Source organism: Terricaulis silvestris, assembly GCF_009792355.1.
GTDB lineage: Bacteria > Pseudomonadota > Alphaproteobacteria > Caulobacterales > Aquidulcibacteraceae > Vitreimonas > Vitreimonas silvestris.
Map to the genome: position 1 here is coordinate 1,619,158 of NZ_CP047045.1, position 19,384 is coordinate 1,638,541.

The 19,384-nt window shown below is 63.3% G+C and carries 27 protein-coding genes; 21 read left to right on the forward strand and 6 right to left on the reverse strand.

Annotated elements, in window-relative coordinates:
• Window positions 1-96 precede the first annotated feature (96 nt).
• From DSM104635_RS08220 to serS, 9 genes are all read left to right on the forward strand, one after another.
• On the forward strand, window positions 97-1,290 hold the full coding sequence (locus DSM104635_RS08220) for a deoxyguanosinetriphosphate triphosphohydrolase (RefSeq protein ID WP_158768043.1): 1,194 nt from the start codon (window positions 97-99) through the stop codon (window positions 1,288-1,290).
• Between the two features lie 123 nt (window positions 1,291-1,413).
• Window positions 1,414-2,025: an SPOR domain-containing protein gene (locus DSM104635_RS08225; protein ID WP_158765737.1), complete on the forward strand. Its 612-nt coding sequence runs from the start codon at window positions 1,414-1,416 to the stop codon at window positions 2,023-2,025.
• A gap of 9 nt (window positions 2,026-2,034) precedes the next feature.
• A complete protein-coding gene (gene nagZ / locus DSM104635_RS08230) occupies window positions 2,035-3,057 on the forward strand; it encodes a beta-N-acetylhexosaminidase (protein WP_158765738.1) in 1,023 nt (340 codons plus the stop codon).
• Between the two features lie 124 nt (window positions 3,058-3,181).
• The gene (locus DSM104635_RS08235; RefSeq protein ID WP_158765739.1) at window positions 3,182-4,003 is read left to right on the forward strand and encodes a segregation and condensation protein A; all 822 of its coding nucleotides are present in this window, start codon (window positions 3,182-3,184) and stop codon (window positions 4,001-4,003) included.
• Complete coding sequence (gene scpB, locus DSM104635_RS08240) at window positions 4,000-4,728, forward strand: SMC-Scp complex subunit ScpB (protein WP_158765740.1); 729 nt, start codon at window positions 4,000-4,002, stop codon at window positions 4,726-4,728. Before DSM104635_RS08235 ends, scpB begins: the two co-directional genes overlap by 4 nt.
• 42 nt (window positions 4,729-4,770) lie before the next feature.
• On the forward strand, window positions 4,771-4,983 hold the full coding sequence (locus tag DSM104635_RS08245; protein ID WP_158765741.1) for a twin-arginine translocase TatA/TatE family subunit: 213 nt from the start codon (window positions 4,771-4,773) through the stop codon (window positions 4,981-4,983).
• A 23-nt stretch (window positions 4,984-5,006) separates the two neighbouring features.
• On the forward strand, window positions 5,007-5,543 hold the full coding sequence (gene tatB / locus DSM104635_RS19995) for a Sec-independent protein translocase protein TatB (RefSeq protein ID WP_158765742.1): 537 nt from the start codon (window positions 5,007-5,009) through the stop codon (window positions 5,541-5,543).
• A complete protein-coding gene (gene tatC / locus DSM104635_RS08255) occupies window positions 5,540-6,391 on the forward strand; it encodes a twin-arginine translocase subunit TatC (RefSeq protein WP_228445964.1) in 852 nt (283 codons plus the stop codon). Before tatB ends, tatC begins: the two co-directional genes overlap by 4 nt.
• Window positions 6,392-6,423: 32 nt before the next feature.
• Window positions 6,424-7,836 carry a serine--tRNA ligase gene (serS, locus tag DSM104635_RS08260; RefSeq protein WP_158765743.1) on the forward strand — a complete coding sequence of 471 codons (1,413 nt, stop codon included), beginning with the start codon at window positions 6,424-6,426 and terminating at the stop codon, window positions 7,834-7,836.
• Between the two features lie 140 nt (window positions 7,837-7,976).
• On the opposite strand, the gene aat is transcribed toward serS, so the two are convergent.
• A complete protein-coding gene (gene aat, locus DSM104635_RS08265; protein WP_158768045.1) occupies window positions 7,977-8,621 on the reverse strand; it encodes a leucyl/phenylalanyl-tRNA--protein transferase in 645 nt (214 codons plus the stop codon).
• 100 nt (window positions 8,622-8,721) lie between these two features.
• On the opposite strand from aat, the gene DSM104635_RS08270 reads away from it, so the two are divergent.
• The 8 genes from DSM104635_RS08270 to DSM104635_RS08305 all read left to right on the forward strand — a co-directional run bounded on the left by DSM104635_RS08270 (window position 8,722) and on the right by DSM104635_RS08305 (window position 14,779).
• Complete coding sequence (locus tag DSM104635_RS08270; RefSeq protein ID WP_158765744.1) at window positions 8,722-10,680, forward strand: ferritin-like domain-containing protein; 1,959 nt, start codon at window positions 8,722-8,724, stop codon at window positions 10,678-10,680.
• Window positions 10,681-10,895: 215 nt separating this feature from the next.
• Complete coding sequence (locus tag DSM104635_RS08275; RefSeq protein ID WP_158765745.1) at window positions 10,896-11,243, forward strand: ArsR/SmtB family transcription factor; 348 nt, start codon at window positions 10,896-10,898, stop codon at window positions 11,241-11,243.
• Between the two features lie 46 nt (window positions 11,244-11,289).
• Entirely contained in the window at window positions 11,290-11,727 is a 438-nt protein-coding gene (locus DSM104635_RS08280) for a hypothetical protein (protein WP_158765746.1), read from the forward strand.
• 93 nt (window positions 11,728-11,820) lie between these two features.
• Window positions 11,821-12,321: an SRPBCC domain-containing protein gene (locus DSM104635_RS08285; RefSeq protein WP_158765747.1), complete on the forward strand. Its 501-nt coding sequence runs from the start codon at window positions 11,821-11,823 to the stop codon at window positions 12,319-12,321.
• A gap of 14 nt (window positions 12,322-12,335) precedes the next feature.
• The gene (locus tag DSM104635_RS08290; protein WP_187448177.1) at window positions 12,336-12,839 is read left to right on the forward strand and encodes an SRPBCC family protein; all 504 of its coding nucleotides are present in this window, start codon (window positions 12,336-12,338) and stop codon (window positions 12,837-12,839) included.
• Between the two features lie 11 nt (window positions 12,840-12,850).
• A complete protein-coding gene (locus DSM104635_RS08295) occupies window positions 12,851-13,330 on the forward strand; it encodes a VOC family protein (RefSeq protein ID WP_228445966.1) in 480 nt (159 codons plus the stop codon).
• Between the two features lie 4 nt (window positions 13,331-13,334).
• A complete protein-coding gene (locus tag DSM104635_RS08300) occupies window positions 13,335-14,405 on the forward strand; it encodes a DNA alkylation repair protein (RefSeq protein WP_158765750.1) in 1,071 nt (356 codons plus the stop codon).
• An 8-nt stretch (window positions 14,406-14,413) separates the two neighbouring features.
• Window positions 14,414-14,779: a VOC family protein gene (locus DSM104635_RS08305; protein ID WP_228445968.1), complete on the forward strand. Its 366-nt coding sequence runs from the start codon at window positions 14,414-14,416 to the stop codon at window positions 14,777-14,779.
• Here the strand turns inward: DSM104635_RS08305 and DSM104635_RS08310 are convergent, their stop codons facing one another.
• The 5 genes from DSM104635_RS08310 to aroQ are packed head-to-tail and all read right to left on the reverse strand — an operon-like array spanning window position 14,780 to window position 17,813.
• Complete coding sequence (locus tag DSM104635_RS08310) at window positions 14,780-15,007, reverse strand: hypothetical protein (protein ID WP_228445970.1); 228 nt, start codon at window positions 15,005-15,007, stop codon at window positions 14,780-14,782.
• 31 nt (window positions 15,008-15,038) lie between these two features.
• The gene (locus tag DSM104635_RS08315; protein ID WP_158765752.1) at window positions 15,039-15,506 is read right to left on the reverse strand and encodes a hypothetical protein; all 468 of its coding nucleotides are present in this window, start codon (window positions 15,504-15,506) and stop codon (window positions 15,039-15,041) included.
• Window position 15,507: 1 nt separating this feature from the next.
• Entirely contained in the window at window positions 15,508-16,863 is a 1,356-nt protein-coding gene (accC, locus tag DSM104635_RS08320) for an acetyl-CoA carboxylase biotin carboxylase subunit (RefSeq protein ID WP_158765753.1), read from the reverse strand.
• A gap of 3 nt (window positions 16,864-16,866) precedes the next feature.
• The gene (gene accB / locus DSM104635_RS08325) at window positions 16,867-17,337 is read right to left on the reverse strand and encodes an acetyl-CoA carboxylase biotin carboxyl carrier protein (protein ID WP_158765754.1); all 471 of its coding nucleotides are present in this window, start codon (window positions 17,335-17,337) and stop codon (window positions 16,867-16,869) included.
• 17 nt (window positions 17,338-17,354) lie between these two features.
• On the reverse strand, window positions 17,355-17,813 hold the full coding sequence (gene aroQ, locus DSM104635_RS08330; protein WP_158765755.1) for a type II 3-dehydroquinate dehydratase: 459 nt from the start codon (window positions 17,811-17,813) through the stop codon (window positions 17,355-17,357).
• Window positions 17,814-17,891: 78 nt separating this feature from the next.
• Between aroQ and thiS the strand changes: the two genes are divergently transcribed.
• Genes thiS through DSM104635_RS08350 form a run of 4 tightly spaced genes read left to right on the forward strand, consistent with a single transcriptional unit; the run spans window position 17,892 to window position 19,379 of the window.
• Window positions 17,892-18,092 carry a sulfur carrier protein ThiS gene (gene thiS / locus DSM104635_RS08335; protein WP_158765756.1) on the forward strand — a complete coding sequence of 67 codons (201 nt, stop codon included), beginning with the start codon at window positions 17,892-17,894 and terminating at the stop codon, window positions 18,090-18,092.
• Window positions 18,089-18,298 (forward strand): DUF433 domain-containing protein, encoded by a 210-nt coding sequence (locus DSM104635_RS20155; protein WP_158765757.1) that lies wholly within the window; start codon window positions 18,089-18,091, stop codon window positions 18,296-18,298. Before thiS ends, DSM104635_RS20155 begins: the two co-directional genes overlap by 4 nt.
• The gene (locus tag DSM104635_RS08345; protein ID WP_158765758.1) at window positions 18,298-18,606 is read left to right on the forward strand and encodes a hypothetical protein; all 309 of its coding nucleotides are present in this window, start codon (window positions 18,298-18,300) and stop codon (window positions 18,604-18,606) included. Before DSM104635_RS20155 ends, DSM104635_RS08345 begins: the two co-directional genes overlap by 1 nt.
• Window positions 18,603-19,379, forward strand: coding sequence for a thiazole synthase (locus tag DSM104635_RS08350; protein ID WP_158765759.1), 777 nt, complete (start codon window positions 18,603-18,605; stop codon window positions 19,377-19,379). Before DSM104635_RS08345 ends, DSM104635_RS08350 begins: the two co-directional genes overlap by 4 nt.
• Window positions 19,380-19,384: the final 5 nt, after the last annotated feature.

Consider the following 19,384-nt stretch of genomic DNA (forward strand, 5'->3'; position numbering starts at 1 on the left):
AAGCGACTGTAGCCCATATATGGTCTCAACCAGACCAAGAGGAGAAGCCAGTTCGTGGCTGACGGGCAGAAAGCTGTGAAACGCACCAAGGCCAAACTGGCCGGCGAGGGCGGTTACGTCCGCCCGCCACGCGCGCCCTACGCCACCGATCCAGCGAAATCCCGCGGCCGCCTGCACCCGGAACCCGAAAGCCGCAACCGCAATCCGTTCGAGCGCGACAGGGACCGCATCGTCCACTCCAGCGCGTTCCGGCGTCTGCGCGGCAAGACCCAAGTATTCGTCGCCCACGAAGGCGATCACTACCGCACGCGGCTCTCGCACTCGCTCGAAGTGGCGCAGATCGCGCGCACCGTCGCGCGCCAGATGGGCCTCGATGACGATCTCGCCGAAACCCTCGGCATCGCTCACGATCTTGGCCACCCGCCATTCGGCCACACCGGCGAAGACGTCCTCGACGCCGCAATGGAAGGCTACGCCGGGTTCGATCACAATGCGCAGACCCTGCGCGTGCTGACCAAACTCGAGCGCCGCTATCCCACCTTCGACGGCCTCAACCTCACTTGGGAAACGCTGGAAGGCGTCGTCAAACACAACGGCCCGCTGATCCGCTATGGCGCCACGCTGCAGGACCTTCCGATCGCGATCCAAGAATACGTCGCCACCCACGATCTCGAACTCGAGTCCTGGCCCGGTCCAGAAGCCCAAGTTGCCGCCTTCTCAGACGACATTGCCTACAACAATCACGACATCGACGACGGCCTCCGCGCCGGCTTGTTCACACTCGCCGAAATCCGCGCCGACGTGCCGATGGTCGAACGCGTGCTCGTCACCGTCGAACGCGACTACCCGGACATCGACGAATTCCGCACCTCAGCCGAAATGGTTCGCCGTCTGATCGGCGTGCTGGTGGATGATCTGGTCTGGGAATCCACTAATCGCCTGAACGATCTAAAGCCGCAAACCCCCGAAGACATCCGCGCCGCCGGCAAGCCCCTCGTCGGCTTCAGCGATGTCATGAACGAGCACCAATCCGTGCTGCGCCGCTTTCTGATGCAGCGCATGTACCGGCACTGGAAGGTCAACCGCTCCCGTAGCCACGCCAAGCGCATCTTGCGCGAGCTGTTCGATCTCTTCCTCGGCGAACCGGAACTCTTGCCTCCGGCGTGGCAAGAGGGCGGCGACGGCCCCCGCGGCCAACGCACCGCCCGCCGCGTTTGCGATTATATCGCCGGCATGACCGACGATTACGCCATCGAAGAACACCGGCGCCTTTTCACCTTAGAACGCTAAGGCTTCCGTTACGCCTGCGGAATTATGGATTCCTCGCGGAGTTCCCGCGCGCATTAAGCGGTGGTGAACGCCGCGCGTGGTAAACAACCGTAAACGCCCGCGATTCCGGGCAGGTGGCGCACAATGAGCAGAAGCTACGATCCACGCATGCACGCGTATGACGATCAGGCGCGTCACGCGGGCATGGTCTATATTCTGATGCTTGTCGTTGCGGTCGCGTTCGGTGGCTTCCTTTGGCAGCTCTACAGCGCCCCAGAAATCCCGCGCATCACAGCGCCAACATCGCCGTACAAAATCGAACCGCCAGCCGAAGCGCGCAACGCTCCGGATCAAGTTGAGCAGGGCGCCTTCGCGGATTCGCTCGAAGGCGTCAGCGAACAAACCGCCGAAGTGACCCCGCGCCCCGCGCCGGAAACGGTCATCGTCGAAAACGCGCCGGCCGAAGGCCCGCCACAACTGGGCACGGCGCCGATCTTTGCCAACAACGGCCCTTACGTGGCCCAACTCGCCGCACTGCAATCGGAGGCCGCGACCGACCAAGCCTGGCGCCGTCTTTCTTCACGCGCACCGCAACTCTTCGCCCACGCGCGTCTCGACGTCGAGCGCGCCGATCTCGGCCAGCGCGGCATCTACTACCGCGTCCGCGCCGGCTACTTCGCCGACCGCGCCAACGCCGCCCGCTTCTGCGAGCGCATACGGCAGATGGGCCAGGACTGCATCGTGGCCGCGCGCTAAGAGACCGCCATGCTTTCAATTGCCTTAGGCGTGCGCCAAGCCAAGCTCGACGCGGAGATGCGCGCGTTCTTCCAAGATGCGCGCCCGTGGGCGTTCATCCTCTTCCGCGAAGCCTGCGTCTCACGCGTTCAGGTGCAAGCGCTCTGCAACGAACTGCGCGAAGCCGCTGGTCACGACGCCATTGTCTGGATCGATCAGGAAGGCGGCCGCGTCGCGCGTCTCAAAGCGCCCGAATGGCCAACGTGGCCAGCTGCTGCAAAATATGGCGAGGCGTTCGCGCGCGACAATGTCACCGGCATCGAAGCGACCTATCTCGGCCACCGCCTCATTGCGCACGAACTAAAGTCCATCGGAGTCGATGGCGACTATGCGCCGGTGCTGGATGTGCCTGTCGAAGGCTCAGACAAAATCGTCGGCGATCGCGCCTTCTCCGCCGAACCCAAGCTGGTCGCCACGCTCGCGCGCGCCGCGCTCGAAGGCTTGCACGATGGCGGCGTCGCCGGCTGCATCAAGCACATGCCCGGCCACGGCCGCGCCACCGCCGACAGCCACCTTGCGCTGCCGCGCGTGAGCGTGAGCGAAGCCGAACTCATCAACGACATCTATCCCTTCACGCGCCTCGCCGACGCCGAAGCCGCGATGACCGCGCACATTATCTACGAAGCCTGGGATCCCGATCGACCCGCGACTTGCTCGCCGAAGGTGATCGACGAAATCATCCGCGCCACCATCGGATTCGAAGGCCTGTTGATGAGCGACGACCTCGACATGCACGCGCTGCAATTTGCCATGAACGGCGGCCTGCAGCAGCGCGCCGAAACCGCGCTCAAAGCGGGCTGCGATGTGGTGCTGCAATGCTCCGGCAAGCTCGCCGACATGCAGGAAGCCGCCAAAGGCTGCGCCAATCTCACCGGCCCCTCCATGGTTCGCGCCCGCGCCGTGGAATCCTTCGCAAAACGCCCAGCGCGCGAATTCGACGCAGACGCTGGCTGGGCCCGTTTCAATCTGTTGATGAATAGCCAAACCAGCTAAAATCCGTCATTCCGGGGCTCGCGAAGCGAGAACCCGGAACCCAGGGGCAACCACACTGGTCTATGATCCCCTGGGTTCCGGATCGCGTGTCCCACGCGTCCGGAATGACGAACGTGATTTTGAGATGAGCAGCGACGACATCGAAATCATTGAAGGTGATCTCTTCGCCGCCGAGCAGGCGGACGAGGGCGAAGCGCTCATGCTCGCGCTCGATCACTTCGAGGGTCCGCTCCATCTCCTGCTCGAACTTGCGCGCGCCAAGAAGATCGACGTCGCCAAGGTTTCCGTCGGCGAGATCGCTGACCAGTATCTCGCCTTTATCGCTGAAGCGCGCTCGTCGAACGTGGAAATCGCCGGTGATTATCTGGTCATGGCCGCGTGGCTCGTGGTGCTGAAATCGCGCCTGCTGATCCCCAAGCCACAACTCGCAGAAGACGAACCAGACCCGCAAGCCATGGAAGCGGCGCTCCGGCAGAAGCTCATGAACCTGCAACTCGCGCGCGCCGCCGCGAAACGCTTGCAGGAGATGCCGCAACTCGGCCGCGACGTGTTCCTGAACGGCCAGCCCACGACGACGGTGCTCACCAAGCACACCGTCTGGCGCGCCGATCTCTACGAATTGCTCAACGCCTATTGCGCCGAACGCGCCAAGAGCATCCGCAAGCGCGCCTACACAACGCAAGTCCGCCGCGCTTATCCGCTCGAAACTGCGCGAAAGCGCCTCGAACAGGCTCTTACGCGCCTGGAAGAATGGAGCTCTATCCGCTCCATCACGCCGCCGATGGACTCCAGCGAAGACGCACCGCCGGCGGAGAGCTATCTCGCCTCCACCTTCGGCGCCGCCCTCGAACTCGCCCGCGAGCACAAGCTCGAACTGCGGCAAGCGGAAGCGTTCGCGCCGCTGTTCGTGCGCGCGCGCCCAGTCCAGAATGGCCCCACCGAATGAACTCGCCCGACCAACCCGTCGCTGACCAGCTGCGCCGCCTCGAAGACGCCTTCACCGAGGGCGGCGATCGCCCGCGCGCCGAACCCAGCGCCGACGCCATGCGCGCCGCCGAAGCTTTGCTGTTCGCCGGCGGCGAACCTATCACCGCCAAGGCGCTCGGCGAAAAGCTTGGCCCCGCCGTCGACGTCGCCACCGTGCTGATGAAGCTGAAAGCCGATTACGCCGAGCGCGGCGTCCAGCTGGTCGAAGCGGGCGGCGCCTGGCGCTTCCAGTCGGCCCCTGATCTTTCCAGCCTCTTCACCGAAACCCGCGAAGCCCCCAAGCGCCTGCCCAAGGCGGCGATGGAGACGCTGGCGGTAATTGCATACCATCAGCCCGTGACCCGGGCCGAGATCGAGGAAATCCGTGGCGTCAGCCTCTCGCGCGGCTCCATGGAGCTGCTGCTTGAGATCAGCTGGATCCGGCCCCGGGGCCGGCGCCGCACACCTGGCCGTCCACTTACCTTTGGTACTACCGACGCATTCCTGAGCCAGTTCGGCTTGGCGTCGCTTGACGCCCTCCCAGGCAAGGACGATCTCAAGGGCCTAGGCCTGCTCGATCCACGCGCCGCCAGTGCTTTGGATGTGCCGCGCCCGAGCGAGGAGCTGGCGAGCGACGAAGAACCGCTGTCGGATGGTGACGACGCGGCAAGCTTTTTCGTGGATCATATGGATCAAGACGAGTAAGCGCCGCGCGCGTCCTCGAGTTGGAGTTCCGTTCAAATGCATATGCCTGGGTTGATCCCGATTCTTATCGTCCTGGTGCTGGCGTTCCTGCTGTTCAGCCGCCCGGGCCGCATCTCCGGTCTGATGGAAGATCTCGGCAAGGGCATTAAGGGCTTCCGCAAAGGCCTGTCCGAGCCCGAAACCCCGCCGCCGGCCGCCGGTGATCCGCCGCGCCAGGTGCCGGACCAGACCACCAACGGAGACCGCGCGCAGTAATCGAGCGCGCGGGCTAAACCGCAATGCTTCCGAGCCTCGGCTTCAACGAGATCATTATCCTCGGTATCCTCGCCCTCGTGGTGGTGGGGCCGAAGGATTTGCCGTTGCTGTTCAGGAAGCTCGGCAAATGGACCGCGAAGCTGCGCGGCATGGCGCAAGAATTCCGCACCGGCTTCGATGAACTCGCCCGCCAAGCCGAACTCGACGAACTGAAGCGCGAAGTCCAAGCGCTCCGCCGCACCACAAACCTCGGCGAACTCGCCCGCGAGATCACCAAACCGCTGCCGACGCTCGAAGACTACGCCGGCATCTCGAAGCCGACGCCGGTGGTGCCCGAGCGCATGGCCTCCTCCTCGATGGAGGAGGCGCCACGAAGTGGCGGAGGAGGTGCGCGCGTTGAAGGTGAAGACGAGCCATTAGAGGGCGCTCCCGTAGAACCGAGCGTAGCACCTCCTCAGTCATCGCTACGCGATGACAGCTCCTCCATCGAGGAGGAGCGGAAGGCACTCGACGTCCCCGAGCACGCCGACGCCGCGCCGATCGCGCGGAGCGCTCCGTGAGCAACACTGCGCTCAAAGACGACGAGGAAGTCGAAGCCTCGCGCGCTCCGCTGCTCGATCACCTCGCCGAACTGCGCAATCGGCTGATGGCGTCGCTCGCTTGGGTCGTGCTCGGCGTCATCATCTGCTTCTTCTTCGCCGACAAGATTTTCCTGTTCATGGTTCAACCGTTCCAGACGGCAATGGCTAGCAGCAACCCCGAGAACGCGGGCCAAGCCATCGAACTCATCAACACCGGCGCCTTCGGCTTCTTCTCCGTGAAGATGCAGATCGCGCTGTTCGGCGGCATCATCTTCGCGTTCCCCATCATCGCGTGGCAAGCCTACGCGTTCATTGCGCCGGGGCTCTACAAGAAGGAGCGCGCGGCCGCGGCGCCGTTCATGGTCGCCGCGCCAATCATGTTCGCGCTGGGCGCCGCGTTTGTCTTTTATGTCGCCATGCCCATGGCCCTCATCTTCGCGTTGGGACAGCAAGTCAGCGAAGGGCCCGTTCACGTCCGCTATCTGCCCAAGGTTGAAGAATACATGGGGCTGGTCACCACTCTGGTGCTCGCCTTCGGTCTGATGTTTCAGATGCCCGTCGTGCTTTCGCTCCTGGGTCGCGTCGGCATCGTCTCAGCCTCGGCGCTGCGCAAGGGCCGCCGCTACGCCATCGTCGGCATCGCGGCGTTCTCGGCGCTCGTCACGCCGAACGACGTCGTGTCCATGGTCGTCATGGCCGTGCCGGTTTACCTGCTCTACGAAATCTCGATCTGGATCGTCGCCGCCATCGAAGCGGCGCGGAGCAAACGCGAGAAGGTCGAGGCCGCGGCGCTCGCCGCTGCCGACGTTCACTCTCCCGGCCCGTAGCGCGCGCGCGCGCGTTCCGCTAAGCAGCGCCCATGCACGATATCCGCGCCATCCGCGACAACGCTGTCCTCTACGACGCCGCCTGGGCGCGCAGAGGCCTGGCCGCGCAAGCCAACAAGATTCTGGAATTCGATACCAAGCTCCGCACCGCCTCGACCGCCAAGCAGGACGCCGAAGCCCAGCGCAACGCCGCCTCCAAAGCCATCGGCGCCGCCAAGGCCAAGAAGGATGACGCCGAAGCCGAGCGTCTGATGACCCAAGTCGCCGCGCTGAAACTCCGCATCGATGAAACCAGCGCCGACGAGGCGCAGTGGCAAAAGCAACGCGACGATTTACTCGCCTCGCTGCCAAATCTGCCAGACCCACAAGTCCCAGACGGCGCCGATGAGCATGGCAACATCGAAGTCCGCCGCTGGTACAAGGCCGACGCCGCCGGCCCGCCCAATGTCGAACTCAGCGCCGATCACGTCACGCTCGGCGAAGCGCTGGGCATGATGGATTTCGAGGCCGCCGCCCGCATGAGCGGCGCACGTTTCGTTGCGCTGAAAGGCCAACTCGCCCGCCTCGAACGCGCGCTCGCCGCCTTCATGCTCGATCTGCATACGATCGAGTACGGCTACACCGAAGTCGCGCCGCCGCTCTTGGTCAAGGACCACGTCATGTTCGGCACCGGACAATTGCCGAAATTCATCGACGATCAGTTCACCGCCGCGCGCACCGTCAGCCGCGAGGAATTGCTGTTCGAGGCGCTCGAACGCTTCGACGACGAATTCGCGCGCCGCAAGGACGCCAAACCCACCGAAGTGCTGAAGGACGTCCTCGAACAAGCCCCAACGCGCGAAGATTTCTGGCTGGTGCCAACCGCCGAAGTCGCGCTGACCAATCTCGTCCGTGAGCAAATCCTAGACGAAGCGCCGCTGCCAAACCGCATGACCGCAGACACGCCGTGCTTCCGTGCCGAAGCGGGCGCGGCGGGCAGGGACACGCGCGGCATGATCCGCATGCACCAGTTCCGCAAAGTCGAACTGGTCTCGATCACCACGCCCGAACAAAGCCACGACGAACACGAGCGCATGGTCCGCTGCGCGGAAGAGGTGCTAAAGCGCCTCGAACTTCCATTCCGCACCATGCTGCTCTGCACCGGCGACATGGGCTTCAGCGCCAAGCGGACTTACGATCTCGAAGTCTGGCTCCCAAGCCAAGGCAAGTATCGCGAGATCAGCTCCTGCTCGAACTGCGGCGATTTCCAAGCCCGCCGCATGAACACGCGCTTCCGCAACAAGGACGGCAAAACTGAATTCGTGCACACACTCAACGGCTCCGGCCTAGCCGTTGGCCGCACGTTGGTTGCGGTGCTGGAAAACTATCAAAACGCCGACGGCAGCATCACCGTGCCGAAGGCGCTGATCCCATACATGGGCGGCCTGGAAAAAATCTCAAAGTGAAGCGCGCCGGAAACCCTCTTCCTTGCGGAGAGGGTCGCCGCGCAGCGGCGGGGTGAGGGGCGTTCAAACGATCAGGCGCCGGAGCGGTTGAACGCCCCTCATCCCCTAGCCCCTTCTCCGCAAGGGAGAATGGGAACGCGCTACGCCTGCAAAATCTCCAGCAACGCCGCGCCACTCGCATCCTCCGCCAGCGCACCAAAATCCGCCGGCGCATCCAGCGCCACGCCAAGCATTGCCTGAAAAATCCGCCGCGGCAGCGTCTGCGCGCCGAACTGTTCCAAATGTGGCGTGATGAACTGCGCATCGAGCAACTTGAACCCGCCGTGCCGCAACCGCGCGGCCAAATGCACCAGCGCCGCTTTACTCGCATCGGTCGCCCGCGCGTACATGCTTTCGCCGAAGAACGCCCCGCCCAGCGCTACGCCGTACAAGCCGCCGACTAACTCGCCGCCGATCCGCGCCTCGACGCTATGCGCCACGCCCTTCGCTGCCAGCGCCAGATAAAGCGCGCGGATGTCGGCGTTGATCCAGGTGTCCTCGCGCCCCGCACCCGGCTGCGCGCATTCGTCGATCACCGCCGCGAAATCGCGGTCGATCGTGAAGCTGAACCGCCCCGACCGCAGCGTCCGCGCCAACCGCTTCGGCACATGAACGCGATCCAGCGGAAACACGCAGCGCCATTCCGGATCGACGATAAAGAATCCGTCGTCTGCGCGGCTTTCCGCCATCGGAAAGACGCCGCGCCGGTAGCAGGCGAGCAGATCCTCGGTCGAGAACGGCTTCATGGACGCGCCAGTATGCCCGGACTCGCGCCAACCGTCACGCGCCCGCGCCATACGAAAGGATAATCTCGCGGCCGCGCGGTACTGAGAGTAAGCTCCACCCATGGACGCGCCCGTACTCCTGCCCACCCGCGAGCAGCTCATCCACGCGCTCTACGAAGCCGCCGAGATCGAGCACAACCTGATGTGCACCTACCTTTACGCAGCCTTCAGCCTGAAGGATGGCGAAGCGGAGGGTCTCAACGCAGAGGAGGCGGAAGCCGTCAAGCGCTGGCGGCGCGCGATTGTCGATGTCTCAATCGATGAGATGGGCCACCTCGCCGCGGTTTGGAACATCACGGCGGGCGTCGGCGGTATGCCGCGCTTCGGCCGCGTGAACTTTCCCATCGACCCGGGCTATCTGCCCGCCGGCATCGTCGTGAAGCTCGCGCCCTTCAGCGAAGACGTGCTGCAGCACTTCATCTTTCTCGAACGCCCCAAAGGCTCGGACGAGCCCGAAGGCAAGGGCTTCGAGTGCACGCGCACGTTCTCGCGCGCCGCGCCCGCCCCCCGGCTCACGCCCATGGGCTTCGACTACGCAACCGTCGGCGAATTCTACGAAACGATGGAGGCCGGGCTCGACATCATGTCCCGCAAGCTCGGCGAGAAAGAATTGTTCTGCGGTGATCCGGCGCTGCAACTTTCGCCAAGCGAAATTGATCTCAGTGGCGCCAAGCCCGTGCTCTGCACCAAGACCGCGAAGCAAGCGTGCGCCGCCATTATCACGCAAGGCGAGGGCGCTTCCGAGGAAAACCCGGATTCGCATTATTGTCGCTTCCGCAAAATCCGCGAAGAGCTGACGGCACTGAAGGCCAAGAACCCGCGCTTCGAACCCGCGCACGCCGCCGCCACCAATCCGGTGTTGCGCCGCCCGCCACAGCCGGAAGGGCGCGTCTGGATCGAGGATCCGGAAGCGTCAGCGATCGTCGATGTCGCCAACGCCTCGTACCAAACCATGCTGCGCCTCATCGCGCACGCTTACGTCGTGCCAAGCCCCAGTGCGGAAAAGAGTCTCGCCGTCGATCTGGGCATCGATCTGATGAAGGCGTTGGCGTTGCTCGGCGAGAGCGCAGCGCGACGCCCCGCCGGGCCATCCAACCCCGATTGCAACGCCGGCGTCTCGTTCACCGCGCTGCGCGATTCCGCGCCGCTCCCGCGCGCTGCCAGCACGCGGCGTTTCTTCGTCGAGCGCATGGCGGAACTCGCCAAGGGCGCCGCCAGGCTCGACCAATCCGACACCCGCGTCGCCCGCGCCGCCGGTCTGCTCAAAGCGCTCGCCGCGCGCGCGACAAAGTTCGCCGACATGAGCGACGAACCGGTTGCGTCCTCACCGTCACAAGCCGCCGCGCCGCCGTCAAAGCCCGCCCCACCACAGCACATCGTCGATGGCGTCGAGATCGTCGAAGGCGAGACGGTCACGATCCATTACCAGGGCAAACTCTGCATCCACTCGCGCTTCTGCGTGACCGGCGCGCCAAAAGTTTTCCTCGCCAACGTCGAAGGCCCGTGGATTCATCCCGACGACATGGACGCCGAAGAGCTGATGGCCGTCGCGCGCGAATGCCCATCCGGCGCGATCCAATATCGCCGCAACGACGGAGGCCGCGAAGAACAAGCGCCGCCGGTTAATCTGATCCGTACACTCGAAGCAGGGCCCTACACCTTCCGCGGCGATCTCCGCATCGATGGCGAGCCGATCGGCTTCCGCGCCACGCTCTGCCGCTGCGGCGCATCGAAGAACAAACCGTTCTGCGACGGCTCGCACCACGAGATGGGCTTCACTGCCTCAGGTGAACCGCCCACCGGCGACAAAACCGCCATGCTCGCCGTCCGCGACGGCCCCATCGACATCGCGCCGCAACTCGATGGCCCACTGATGGTGCGCGGCAACATGGAAATCATCGCCAGCACCGGCCGCATGGTCGCGCGCATGACCGCCGCACGCTTCTGCCGCTGCGGCCACTCCAACACCAAGCCGTTCTGCGACGGCACCCACGCCAAGATCGGCTTCAAGTCGACCTGAAGAAGAAGCGCCGGCGTCCTCGCCGGCATGGTTGGCCCGCTTGCCCTTCGACAGGCTCAGGCTGACGCTACTGGGATAGCGACGCCAGAAATGGCGTCACCCTGAGCCTGTCGAAGGGCGACGCCACGCACCACCAGAAATCACCCGCAAAAAACCCCTTGACCCTGCCGCGAGCCGATATATAACCAAAACAGAATATAACCAATCGGCTATCAATGAACCTGGACGCCACATTCTCCGCTCTCGCCGATCCAACCCGCCGCGCAATCCTCGCCCGGCTGGCGGAAGGTGAGGCCTCGGTGATGGAGCTCGCCGCACCTTTCGCGATGAGCCAGCCCGCGATCTCAAAGCACCTTCGCGTGCTCGAAAACGCCGGCCTCATCACCAAGGGCCGCGACGGGCAGAAGCGCCCATGCCGCATCGAAGCCGAACCGCTCGAAGCCGCCAACGAATGGCTCGAACGCTATCGCGAGTTCTGGGAGCAGAACTATCAGCGCTTGGACAATCTGCTCGAGGCGCTGCTCGAAGAAACCAAACCAAAGCCGAAACGCAAAAAGAAATAGCGCCGCGATGTCGGCGTTGGGTGGGTGCGATCAAGGAGAGAGGATCATGGCGGACAACAACAATTATCGCGTCGCGGAATTGCCGCTTACGCCTCATCCGGAGCTGAAGAAATGCGGCCACCTCATTGGCTCTTGGAGAAATGAAGGCGGCGCGCCAGGAACCTCAACTTACAAGTGGGGTTTGGGCGGACACTTTCTCATTCAACAATTCGAGACGGAAACGCCCAGGGGCCGGCGCCTGAGCGGCGTCGAGTACATCACGTGGGACCAGGACACGCAGTCCTTACGTTCGCACCTCATGGCCGATGACGGCAGCAATTTCACCTACACGCATCAAGTGGACAACGACGGGACGGTTTGGAGCTGGTTCGGAGCCGACAACTTCTTCAAAGGCAAGATCAACGAAGACGGCAAAACAATCACCGGCCGCTGGCAATGGCCGGGCGGCGGGTTCGATGCGACCTCAACGCGGGTCTCAGATTAGTCAGCAAACGCAAAAACAAAGAAAGCGCCGCTGTCGGCGCAGGTGGGGACCCGTTCGTCCTTCGGACGAACAACGAAACAAGGAGAGAAGACAATGCCAGCACCAGCACAAGTCACGTTGCCGAGCGATCGCGAAGTCCGTGTCGTCCGCCAATTCAACGCGTCGCGTCAGCTCGTCTACGATGCGCATACAAAATCCGAACTCCTGCCGAAATGGCTCGGCTATGATAGTTGGGATATGCCGGTGCGCGACATGGACGTCCGCGTCGGCGGCAAATACAAGTGGCAGTGGAAAAGCCGCGAAGACGGCAAGCAGTTCGGCTTCTTCGGCACTTTCACTGAAGTGAATGCGCCGGCGCGGCTCGCGCACGATCAATACTTCGATCCGGGCGATATCGGTGGTTCGATGCCGGCAGGCGATCCGTGCTTCGTGTCGCTCGATCTGCAAGAAGCGAACGGCGTCACCACGCTCGTTTGCACCATGAAGTTTGCGTCGAAGGAAGCGCGTGATGGCGCCGTCTCAACCGGCATGACTGACGGCATGGAGTTTAGCTACACCCGCCTCGACGACATGTTCGCCAAGCAAGCCGCGTGAAAGGAGAGATGATAATGCCAGCACAAGCTCAAGTCACGCTGCCAAGCGATCGCGAAGTTCGCGTCACGCGCCAATTCAACGCGCCGCGTCAGCTCGTCTACGACGCGCACACCAAGCCCGAATTGATCGTCAAATGGATGCTCGGCCCACCCGGCTGGGACATGCCCGTCTGCGATATGGATGTCCGCGTCGGCGGCACATACAAATGGCAATGGAAAAACAAGGAAGACGGTAAGCAGTTCGGCTTCTTCGGCACGTTCACTGAGGTCAACGCGCCCGCGCGTGTCGCGCATGACGAATACTACGATCCAGGCACTGTCGGCACGTCGATGCCGGTCGGCGATCCAGCGATCGTGTCACTGGATCTCAACGAGCAAGCGGGCGTCACCACGCTCAGCTGCACCATGAAGTTCGCGTCGAAAGAAGCGCGTGACGGCGCGGTCTCCACCGGCATGACCGACGGCATGGAGATGGGCTACGCCCGCCTCGACGACATGTTCAAAGCCAAAGCCGCCTGAAGGAGGAAATGATGTCAAAGAACAAGATCACGCCCTTCCTCTGGTACGACAAGGAAGCCGAGGACGCCGCCAAGTTCTACGTGTCGATCTTCAAGAACGCGAAGATCAACCAGGTCGCGCGCTATCCAGAAGGCAGCCCCTACGAAGCGGGGACGGTCATGACGGTGGCGTTCGAACTCGACGGCCAGCACTTCACCGCCATCAATGGCGGTCCGCACTTCAAACTCGATGAGGCGATCTCCTTCACCGTGGATTGCGATGGCCAGGCCGAAGTGGATCATTATTGGGAAAGCCTGCTCGCCGGCGGCGGCACGCCAAGCCAATGCGGCTGGCTGAAGGATCGCTACGGACTTTCTTGGCAAGTGACGCCGAAGCAGCTGATCGAACTCACCACCAGTTCGGACAAGGCTCAAAACAACCGTGTCTTCGCCGCGATGATGAAAATGTCGAAGATCATCGTCGCCGATCTCGAACGCGCCGCGAAAGCATAAGCCGATGTCGGCCAAGGACGCGGACGCCTATCTCGCCAAGCTCAGCGCCGATAAACGTGCGACGCTGGACGAGGTGAGAAAGGCGATCCGCGCCGCGGCGCCAGATGCGGAGGAGGGCCTAAGCTACGGCATGCCCGCCTTCATCCAAGGCAAGCCGATCGCCGGCTACAACGCCAGTGCCAATCACTGCTCATACTTCCCCATGAGCGGCGCCATCACCTCCAAGCTCGCCGCCGATCTCAAACAATACGAAGTAAGCAAAGGCGGCTTCCGCTTTCCCATCGGCAAACCGCCGTCCGCCGTGCTAATCAAGAAGCTCGTTCAAGCGCGCCTCGCGGAGATCGGCAGCGTGGCAAAGAAATCTCCCGCGAAGAAGGCCAAGAAAGCGGCGGCGAAAACCGCGGCGCCCGATGTCAAATCCGTCCTCGCCGAACTAAAACGCGGCTCATCGCCCGCCTACAAAGCCGATCTAGCCAAGCGCTATGGCATCGTCACCAAAGCGCCGGTCTATGGCGTCGCCGTCGGCACGCTGCGCATGATGGCGAAGCGCATCGGATACAATCGCGCGCTTGCCGAACAGCTCTGGAAGAGCGGCGTCCACGACGCCCGCATGCTCGCCACCATGATCGACGATCCCGCCGACGTGACGCCCGCGCAAATGGATCGCTGGGTCAAGGATTGCGACAATTGGGGTTTGGTCGACACCGCGTGCTTCCACTACTGGGACCGCTCGCCCCACGCCTTCAAGCAGATCGAAAAGTGGGCCAAGGCCAAAGAAGAATTCACCAAGCGCGCCGCTTTCGCATTGCTCGCGTCAGCTGCGCTGCACAAAACCATCACCGACGAGCAATGCTTGCGCGGCCTCGAGCTGATTGAGCACAACGCCAGCGACCCGCGCAACTTCGTCAAGAAAGCCGTCAACTGGGCGCTCCGCGCCATCGGCGGCAAGAAGAGCTCAAAGTGCCGCGCCGCCGCGCGCGAACTCGCCGAACAGCTCAGCGTCTCGGAAGACGCCACCGAACGCTGGGTCGGCAAGGACGCCATGCGCGCGTTCGATAGGCCCGCCAAGAAATAGGGGAGAGAATGATGATCAAGAAAGTCGCCTTCACGATGTTGCCCGTCACCGATGTGCCACGCGCCCGCAAATTCTATGAAGAAACGCTCGGCCTCACCGTCGGCCTCCACGGCGGCAAGGGCGACAATTGGTGGATCGAGTACGACCTGCCGCTAGGTGGCTGCATCGCGCTCTCCAGTTTCGGACCCAGCAAGCCAGGTGACGGCATCACGCTCGCGCTCGAAGTCGAAGATCTCGATAGCTTAATGGAGCGCCTGAAGGCTGCCGGCGTCGAGTTCAAGCACGGCATCATCCCCGGCCCACACTGCCGCATGGCGCCGTGCAGTGACTCAGAAGGCAACCCGATCCTCCTGCATCAACTGAATCCGAAATAGTTACTCGCTGCCCAGCCGGTCACGCAGCGCATCGTTGCTGATGTGCGCGTCGTGAAACTCAGCCGGCGCGTCGATCGGGTCGGCTGCCAGGACAGGCGCGAACTGCGCCTGTTCCGAACTGGCGCAAGCGCTGAGCGCCATGATGAGAAACGCCATCGCCACCAGCACGGCGACGCCGGCAATCTGTTGTTGGCCCATGGTGAAAAGTCCGCTTGTTGCCGAGTGCAATACGAACTCTGCAAGCCGCGCGCCGTTAACCTCAGTTGGCCGTCATGATCGACGCAGGCGCACCGTAACGCTGCGGCCAGTCGGCGTAAGCGACATCCGTCGGCCCCACCGCGAACGCCACCACGCTCCAGGTCCCGTTCTGCTTCCGCAGCAGCGCATAGGTGGTCCCGCCGCCATCGAGCACGCCATCCGCCGCACGCTGCGCATACCGTGTCGTCGACCAATCGATCTGCGCTCCCTCGCGCGTCCAAGGCTGCGCCACCAGCCAGCCCCACTCGCCCTCGACCCGCTTGGTCGTCACCTCGAATGTCACCGGCAGCCCAATCTCGACGCCTGCCTGCGCCGAAAGCGCATCAACCATCGCATCGCGCTCAGGATCGGGCGCCTGCGCTGCTTGCCCAGCCTGTCCCTCGGTCGCCGCCGTCTCTTCGCTCGGCGCCTGCGCCGGCGGTGTGCACGCAGCAGCCAACACGGCGAACGCCACGATCAATGCGCGCATCTCAGCTCTCCGCCGCCGCTTTGGCAGCCAAATTCTTCTCAAGCCAATGGATCGAGTAATCGCCGTTGATCACGTCCGGCTCGTTCATCAGATCGCGGAACAGCGGCAGCGTGGTCTCGACGCCGGTGATCACCATCTCGTTCAGCGCGCGCCGCAGGCGCATCAAGCACTCCGCGCGATCGCGGCCATGCACGATCAGCTTGCCTATGAGCGAGTCATAGTTTGGCGGAATTGAGTAACCGGCATAGATCGCGCTGTCCAACCGCACGCCCAAACCGCCCGGCGGATGGTAGCTCGTAATCTTGCCGGGCGATGGCCTAAACGTCGCCGGGTTCTCGGCGTTGACGCGGCACTCGATGGCGTGGCCGTTAAACTTCACGTCCTTCTGCTTCACCGAAAGCGGCGCGCCATCGGCAATGCGGATCTGCTCGCGCACCAGATCGATGCCGGTGATCATCTCCGTCACCGGATGCTCGACCTGCAGCCGCGTGTTCATCTCGATGAAATAAAACTCGCCATCCTCGTAGAGGTACTCAACCGTACCCACACCGAGATAGCCAAGCTTCTGGATCGCCTCCGCCGTCACGCGTCCAATCGTGGCGCGGTCTTCCGCGTTTAGAGCCGGCGAGGGCGCTTCTTCCAGCACCTTCTGGTGACGGCGCTGCAGCGAACAATCGCGCTCGCCCAAATGGATCACGTTGCCATGGCTGTCCGCGACCACCTGGATCTCGATGTGACGCGGGTGCGTCAGATACTTTTCCATATAGACTTCGTCATTCCCGAATGCCGCCTTCGCTTCCGCGCGCGCGGTCTGGAACGCTTCGACCACATCATCTTCCGTGCGCGCGACCTTCATGCCGCGCCCGCCGCCGCCGGCAGCGGCCTTGATCAGCACCGGATAGCCAATCTTCTTGCCGACCTTCTTGGCTTCCGCTTCCGTCGCGATGCCGCCATCGGAGCCACGCACCACAGGCATGCCCGTATCGATTGCCGCTTGCTTGGCCGCGATCTTGTCACCCATCAGCCGGATGTGCTCGGCCGTCGGGCCGATGAACGTCATGCCGTGCTGCGTCACGATCTCCGCGAACTTCGCGTTCTCGCTCAAGAACCCGTATCCCGGATGGATCGCCTGCGCGCCGGTGATCTCGGCCGCCGCGATGATCGAAGGAATGTGCAGATAGCTCTTCGCCGCCGGCGGCGGCCCGATGCAGACGCTCTCATCCGCGAGCCGCACATGCATCGCGTCGGTATCCGCCGTCGAGTGCACCGCAACCGTGGCGATGCCCATCTCCTTGCACGCGCGGTGAATGCGCAGCGCAATCTCGCCCCGGTTCGCGATGAGGACTTTTTCAAACATCTCTTATTCCAAGATCACCAGCGCTTCACCGTATTCGACCGGCTGTGCGTCGGTGACCAGAATGGCGACCACCTTGCCCGCGCGCGGCGCCGGGATCGGGTTGAACGTCTTCATCGCTTCGACGACGAGCATGGTCTGGCCTTCGGTCACCGCGTCGCCGACTTTGATAAACGGCGCAGCACCCGGCTCAGCTGAAAGATAGGCGGTCCCCACCATCGGCGAAGGCACCGCGCCCGGATGCGAAGCAGCGTCAGCGGGCGCCCCACCCACCGCCGGAGCAGGAGCCGCTACCATCGGCGCAGCCGCCGGAGCGTAGTGAACCGCGGGCGCCGCCGCCGCTGTCAGCGTCCGCGCGATGCGCAGCCGTAGCTCGCCGTGCTCAACCTCGATTTCCGACAGCCCGGTGTCGTCCAGGATCGCCGCCAGCTCGCGCACAAGGTCGGGATCAATCGCGGAATTTTTCTTTTCGCTCATCGTCTGCGTTTTCCTGCTCACGCGGTCTGGCTCTCTTGTGCAATCAAGGCGGCCGCTTCTACGGCCAGCAAATAGGACGTCGCCCCAAACCCGGCGATCACGCCCTTCGCGGCTTGGCCCACCAGCGACACATGGCGAAACTCTTCGCGCGCCGCCGGGTTCGACAAATGCGTCTCGATCACGGGGATCCCGATTGCCTTGATCGCATCGTGAAGCGCGACCGAGGTGTGGGTATAGGCGCCCGCGTTTAGAACAACCGCCGCCGCCTTGTCGCGGGCCTCCTGCAGCCAATCGACCAGTTCGCCCTCAATATTGGACTGCCGGAACACCACTGTCCGACCAAGCTGGGCGGCGCGCTCGGCGCAGGCTTTCTCGATGTCCGCGAGGGTGGCGCGGCCATAGATTTCAGGCTCCCGCGTCCCCAATAGGTTCAGATTGGGGCCGTTCAGCACATAGATCGGTTTGGCGTCCGGCATCGTCCTCTGCGCGGGCGGTTGGGGCTTTACGTTGAACCCCGGCTCAAGGGGCTCTAAGTCGGGCGGATAGGAAGGCCTATGCGTCTGACGGTCAATGGAGAAACGCGCGAGGCGCCCGATGAGGCGACGCTTGCCGACCTCCTCGCCTCCCTGGGGATTGACGGCCGCCGCGTCGCCGTAGAACGCAACCGGGAGATCGCGCCTAAGTCTCTGTGGTCGCAGATTGTTCTTGCTGAGGGCGATCAGCTGGAGATCGTGCAATTCGTGGGGGGCGGGTGAGCTTGGATTGGTCTCAGTGTCCAGCCGTTGAACGCAACCCGGCTAAGGTCAGCGGTGCTTGGTTGTTCAAAGGTACGCGCGTGCCGGTCGTCGCATTGCTTGAGAACCTCCGTGGCGGCGCCACAATCGACGACTTCTTGGCTTGGTTTCCCGGCGTTGAGCATCGACAGGTCATCGCCGTCCTCCAACACATCGGAGATAGCTGATGCGGCACGGACCGGATTACGGCGTGCCTCAACGTCTCGCGCATCTGTTAGGTTTGGCTGATCCGTCAGAGGATGGCGAAGGCGTTGTGTTTGGACAGGATCTGCTTTCTCGCAGTCAGTATTCGCCAGGTGAGCTTCGACGGCTCGGAGCAGAGCTAGACGCATTGCTGGCAGACGAGACGATTGGAAAGGCGGAGTTGAAAGGCATTTTGAATCGTTCGATGGGCAAAGCATGGGGCGTGCCTTTCAGCTTCCGAGGCCCGCGAGAATTTCTGGAGGCAGTTGCAAAGCAACTGCGGACACAATGACAAACGACTCCCCACTCACCATCGCCGGCAAGAGCTACGCCTCCCGCCTCATCATCGGCACCGGCAAGTACAAAACCTACGCCGAGAACGCCGCCGCGCTCGAAGCCAGCGGCGCTGACATCGTCACGGTTGCGGTGCGGCGCGTGAATCTGTCCGATCCCACCAAAGAGCGCCTCACCGATCACATCGATCCGAAGAAGACGACGTTCCTCCCCAACACCGCCGGCTGCTTCACCGCCGACGAAGCGTTGCGCACGCTCCGCCTCGCGCGCGAGGCCGGCGATTGGAAGCTGGTGAAGCTCGAAGTCCTGGCCGACCAGAAGACGCTCTATCCCGACATGGAAGAGACGCTCGCCGCCGCCAAAATCCTCGTCGCCGAAGGCTTCGACGTGATGGTCTATTGCAGCGACGATCCAGTGTACGCGCGCAAGCTCGAAGACGCCGGCTGCGTCGCTATCATGCCGTTGGGCTCGCTCATCGGCTCCGGCCTCGGCATCCAGAACCCCGTGAACATCCGCCTCATCGTCGAACAATCCCGCGTCCCCGTCATCGTCGACGCCGGTGTCGGCACCGCCAGCGACGCCGCCATCGCCATGGAGCTCGGCGTCGACGGCGTCCTCATGAACACCGCCATCGCCGAAGCGAAGGACCCAGTGCGCATGGCGCGCGCCATGAAGCACGCGGTGATCGCGGGGCGCGAAGCGTATCTCGCCGGGCGGATGGGCAAGAAGAAGTACGCCGATCCGAGTAGTCCGCTGGCCGGACTGATTTAGTTTGT

Bases quoted from the DNA above. Each gene is read 5' to 3' on its own strand.
- DSM104635_RS08225 (WP_158765737.1), top strand. From the start codon at position 1,414: ATGAGCAGAAGCTACGATCCACGCATGCACGCGTATGACGATCAGGCG.
- nagZ (WP_158765738.1), top strand. From the start codon at position 2,035: ATGCTTTCAATTGCCTTAGGCGTGCGCCAAGCCAAGCTCGACGCGGAG.
- DSM104635_RS08235 (WP_158765739.1), top strand. From the start codon at position 3,182: ATGAGCAGCGACGACATCGAAATCATTGAAGGTGATCTCTTCGCCGCC.
- scpB (WP_158765740.1), top strand. From the start codon at position 4,000: ATGAACTCGCCCGACCAACCCGTCGCTGACCAGCTGCGCCGCCTCGAA.
- DSM104635_RS08245 (WP_158765741.1), top strand. From the start codon at position 4,771: ATGCCTGGGTTGATCCCGATTCTTATCGTCCTGGTGCTGGCGTTCCTG.
- tatB (WP_158765742.1), top strand. From the start codon at position 5,007: ATGCTTCCGAGCCTCGGCTTCAACGAGATCATTATCCTCGGTATCCTC.
- serS (WP_158765743.1), top strand. From the start codon at position 6,424: ATGCACGATATCCGCGCCATCCGCGACAACGCTGTCCTCTACGACGCC.
- aat (WP_158768045.1), bottom strand. From the start codon at position 8,621: ATGAAGCCGTTCTCGACCGAGGATCTGCTCGCCTGCTACCGGCGCGGC.
- DSM104635_RS08270 (WP_158765744.1), top strand. From the start codon at position 8,722: ATGGACGCGCCCGTACTCCTGCCCACCCGCGAGCAGCTCATCCACGCG.
- DSM104635_RS08275 (WP_158765745.1), top strand. From the start codon at position 10,896: ATGAACCTGGACGCCACATTCTCCGCTCTCGCCGATCCAACCCGCCGC.
- DSM104635_RS08280 (WP_158765746.1), top strand. From the start codon at position 11,290: ATGGCGGACAACAACAATTATCGCGTCGCGGAATTGCCGCTTACGCCT.
- DSM104635_RS08285 (WP_158765747.1), top strand. From the start codon at position 11,821: ATGCCAGCACCAGCACAAGTCACGTTGCCGAGCGATCGCGAAGTCCGT.
- DSM104635_RS08290 (WP_187448177.1), top strand. From the start codon at position 12,336: ATGCCAGCACAAGCTCAAGTCACGCTGCCAAGCGATCGCGAAGTTCGC.
- DSM104635_RS08295 (WP_228445966.1), top strand. From the start codon at position 12,851: ATGTCAAAGAACAAGATCACGCCCTTCCTCTGGTACGACAAGGAAGCC.
- DSM104635_RS08300 (WP_158765750.1), top strand. From the start codon at position 13,335: ATGTCGGCCAAGGACGCGGACGCCTATCTCGCCAAGCTCAGCGCCGAT.
- DSM104635_RS08305 (WP_228445968.1), top strand. From the start codon at position 14,414: ATGATGATCAAGAAAGTCGCCTTCACGATGTTGCCCGTCACCGATGTG.
- DSM104635_RS08315 (WP_158765752.1), bottom strand. From the start codon at position 15,506: ATGCGCGCATTGATCGTGGCGTTCGCCGTGTTGGCTGCTGCGTGCACA.
- accC (WP_158765753.1), bottom strand. From the start codon at position 16,863: ATGTTTGAAAAAGTCCTCATCGCGAACCGGGGCGAGATTGCGCTGCGC.
- accB (WP_158765754.1), bottom strand. From the start codon at position 17,337: ATGAGCGAAAAGAAAAATTCCGCGATTGATCCCGACCTTGTGCGCGAG.
- aroQ (WP_158765755.1), bottom strand. From the start codon at position 17,813: ATGCCGGACGCCAAACCGATCTATGTGCTGAACGGCCCCAATCTGAAC.
- thiS (WP_158765756.1), top strand. From the start codon at position 17,892: ATGCGTCTGACGGTCAATGGAGAAACGCGCGAGGCGCCCGATGAGGCG.
- DSM104635_RS08345 (WP_158765758.1), top strand. From the start codon at position 18,298: ATGCGGCACGGACCGGATTACGGCGTGCCTCAACGTCTCGCGCATCTG.
- DSM104635_RS08350 (WP_158765759.1), top strand. From the start codon at position 18,603: ATGACAAACGACTCCCCACTCACCATCGCCGGCAAGAGCTACGCCTCC.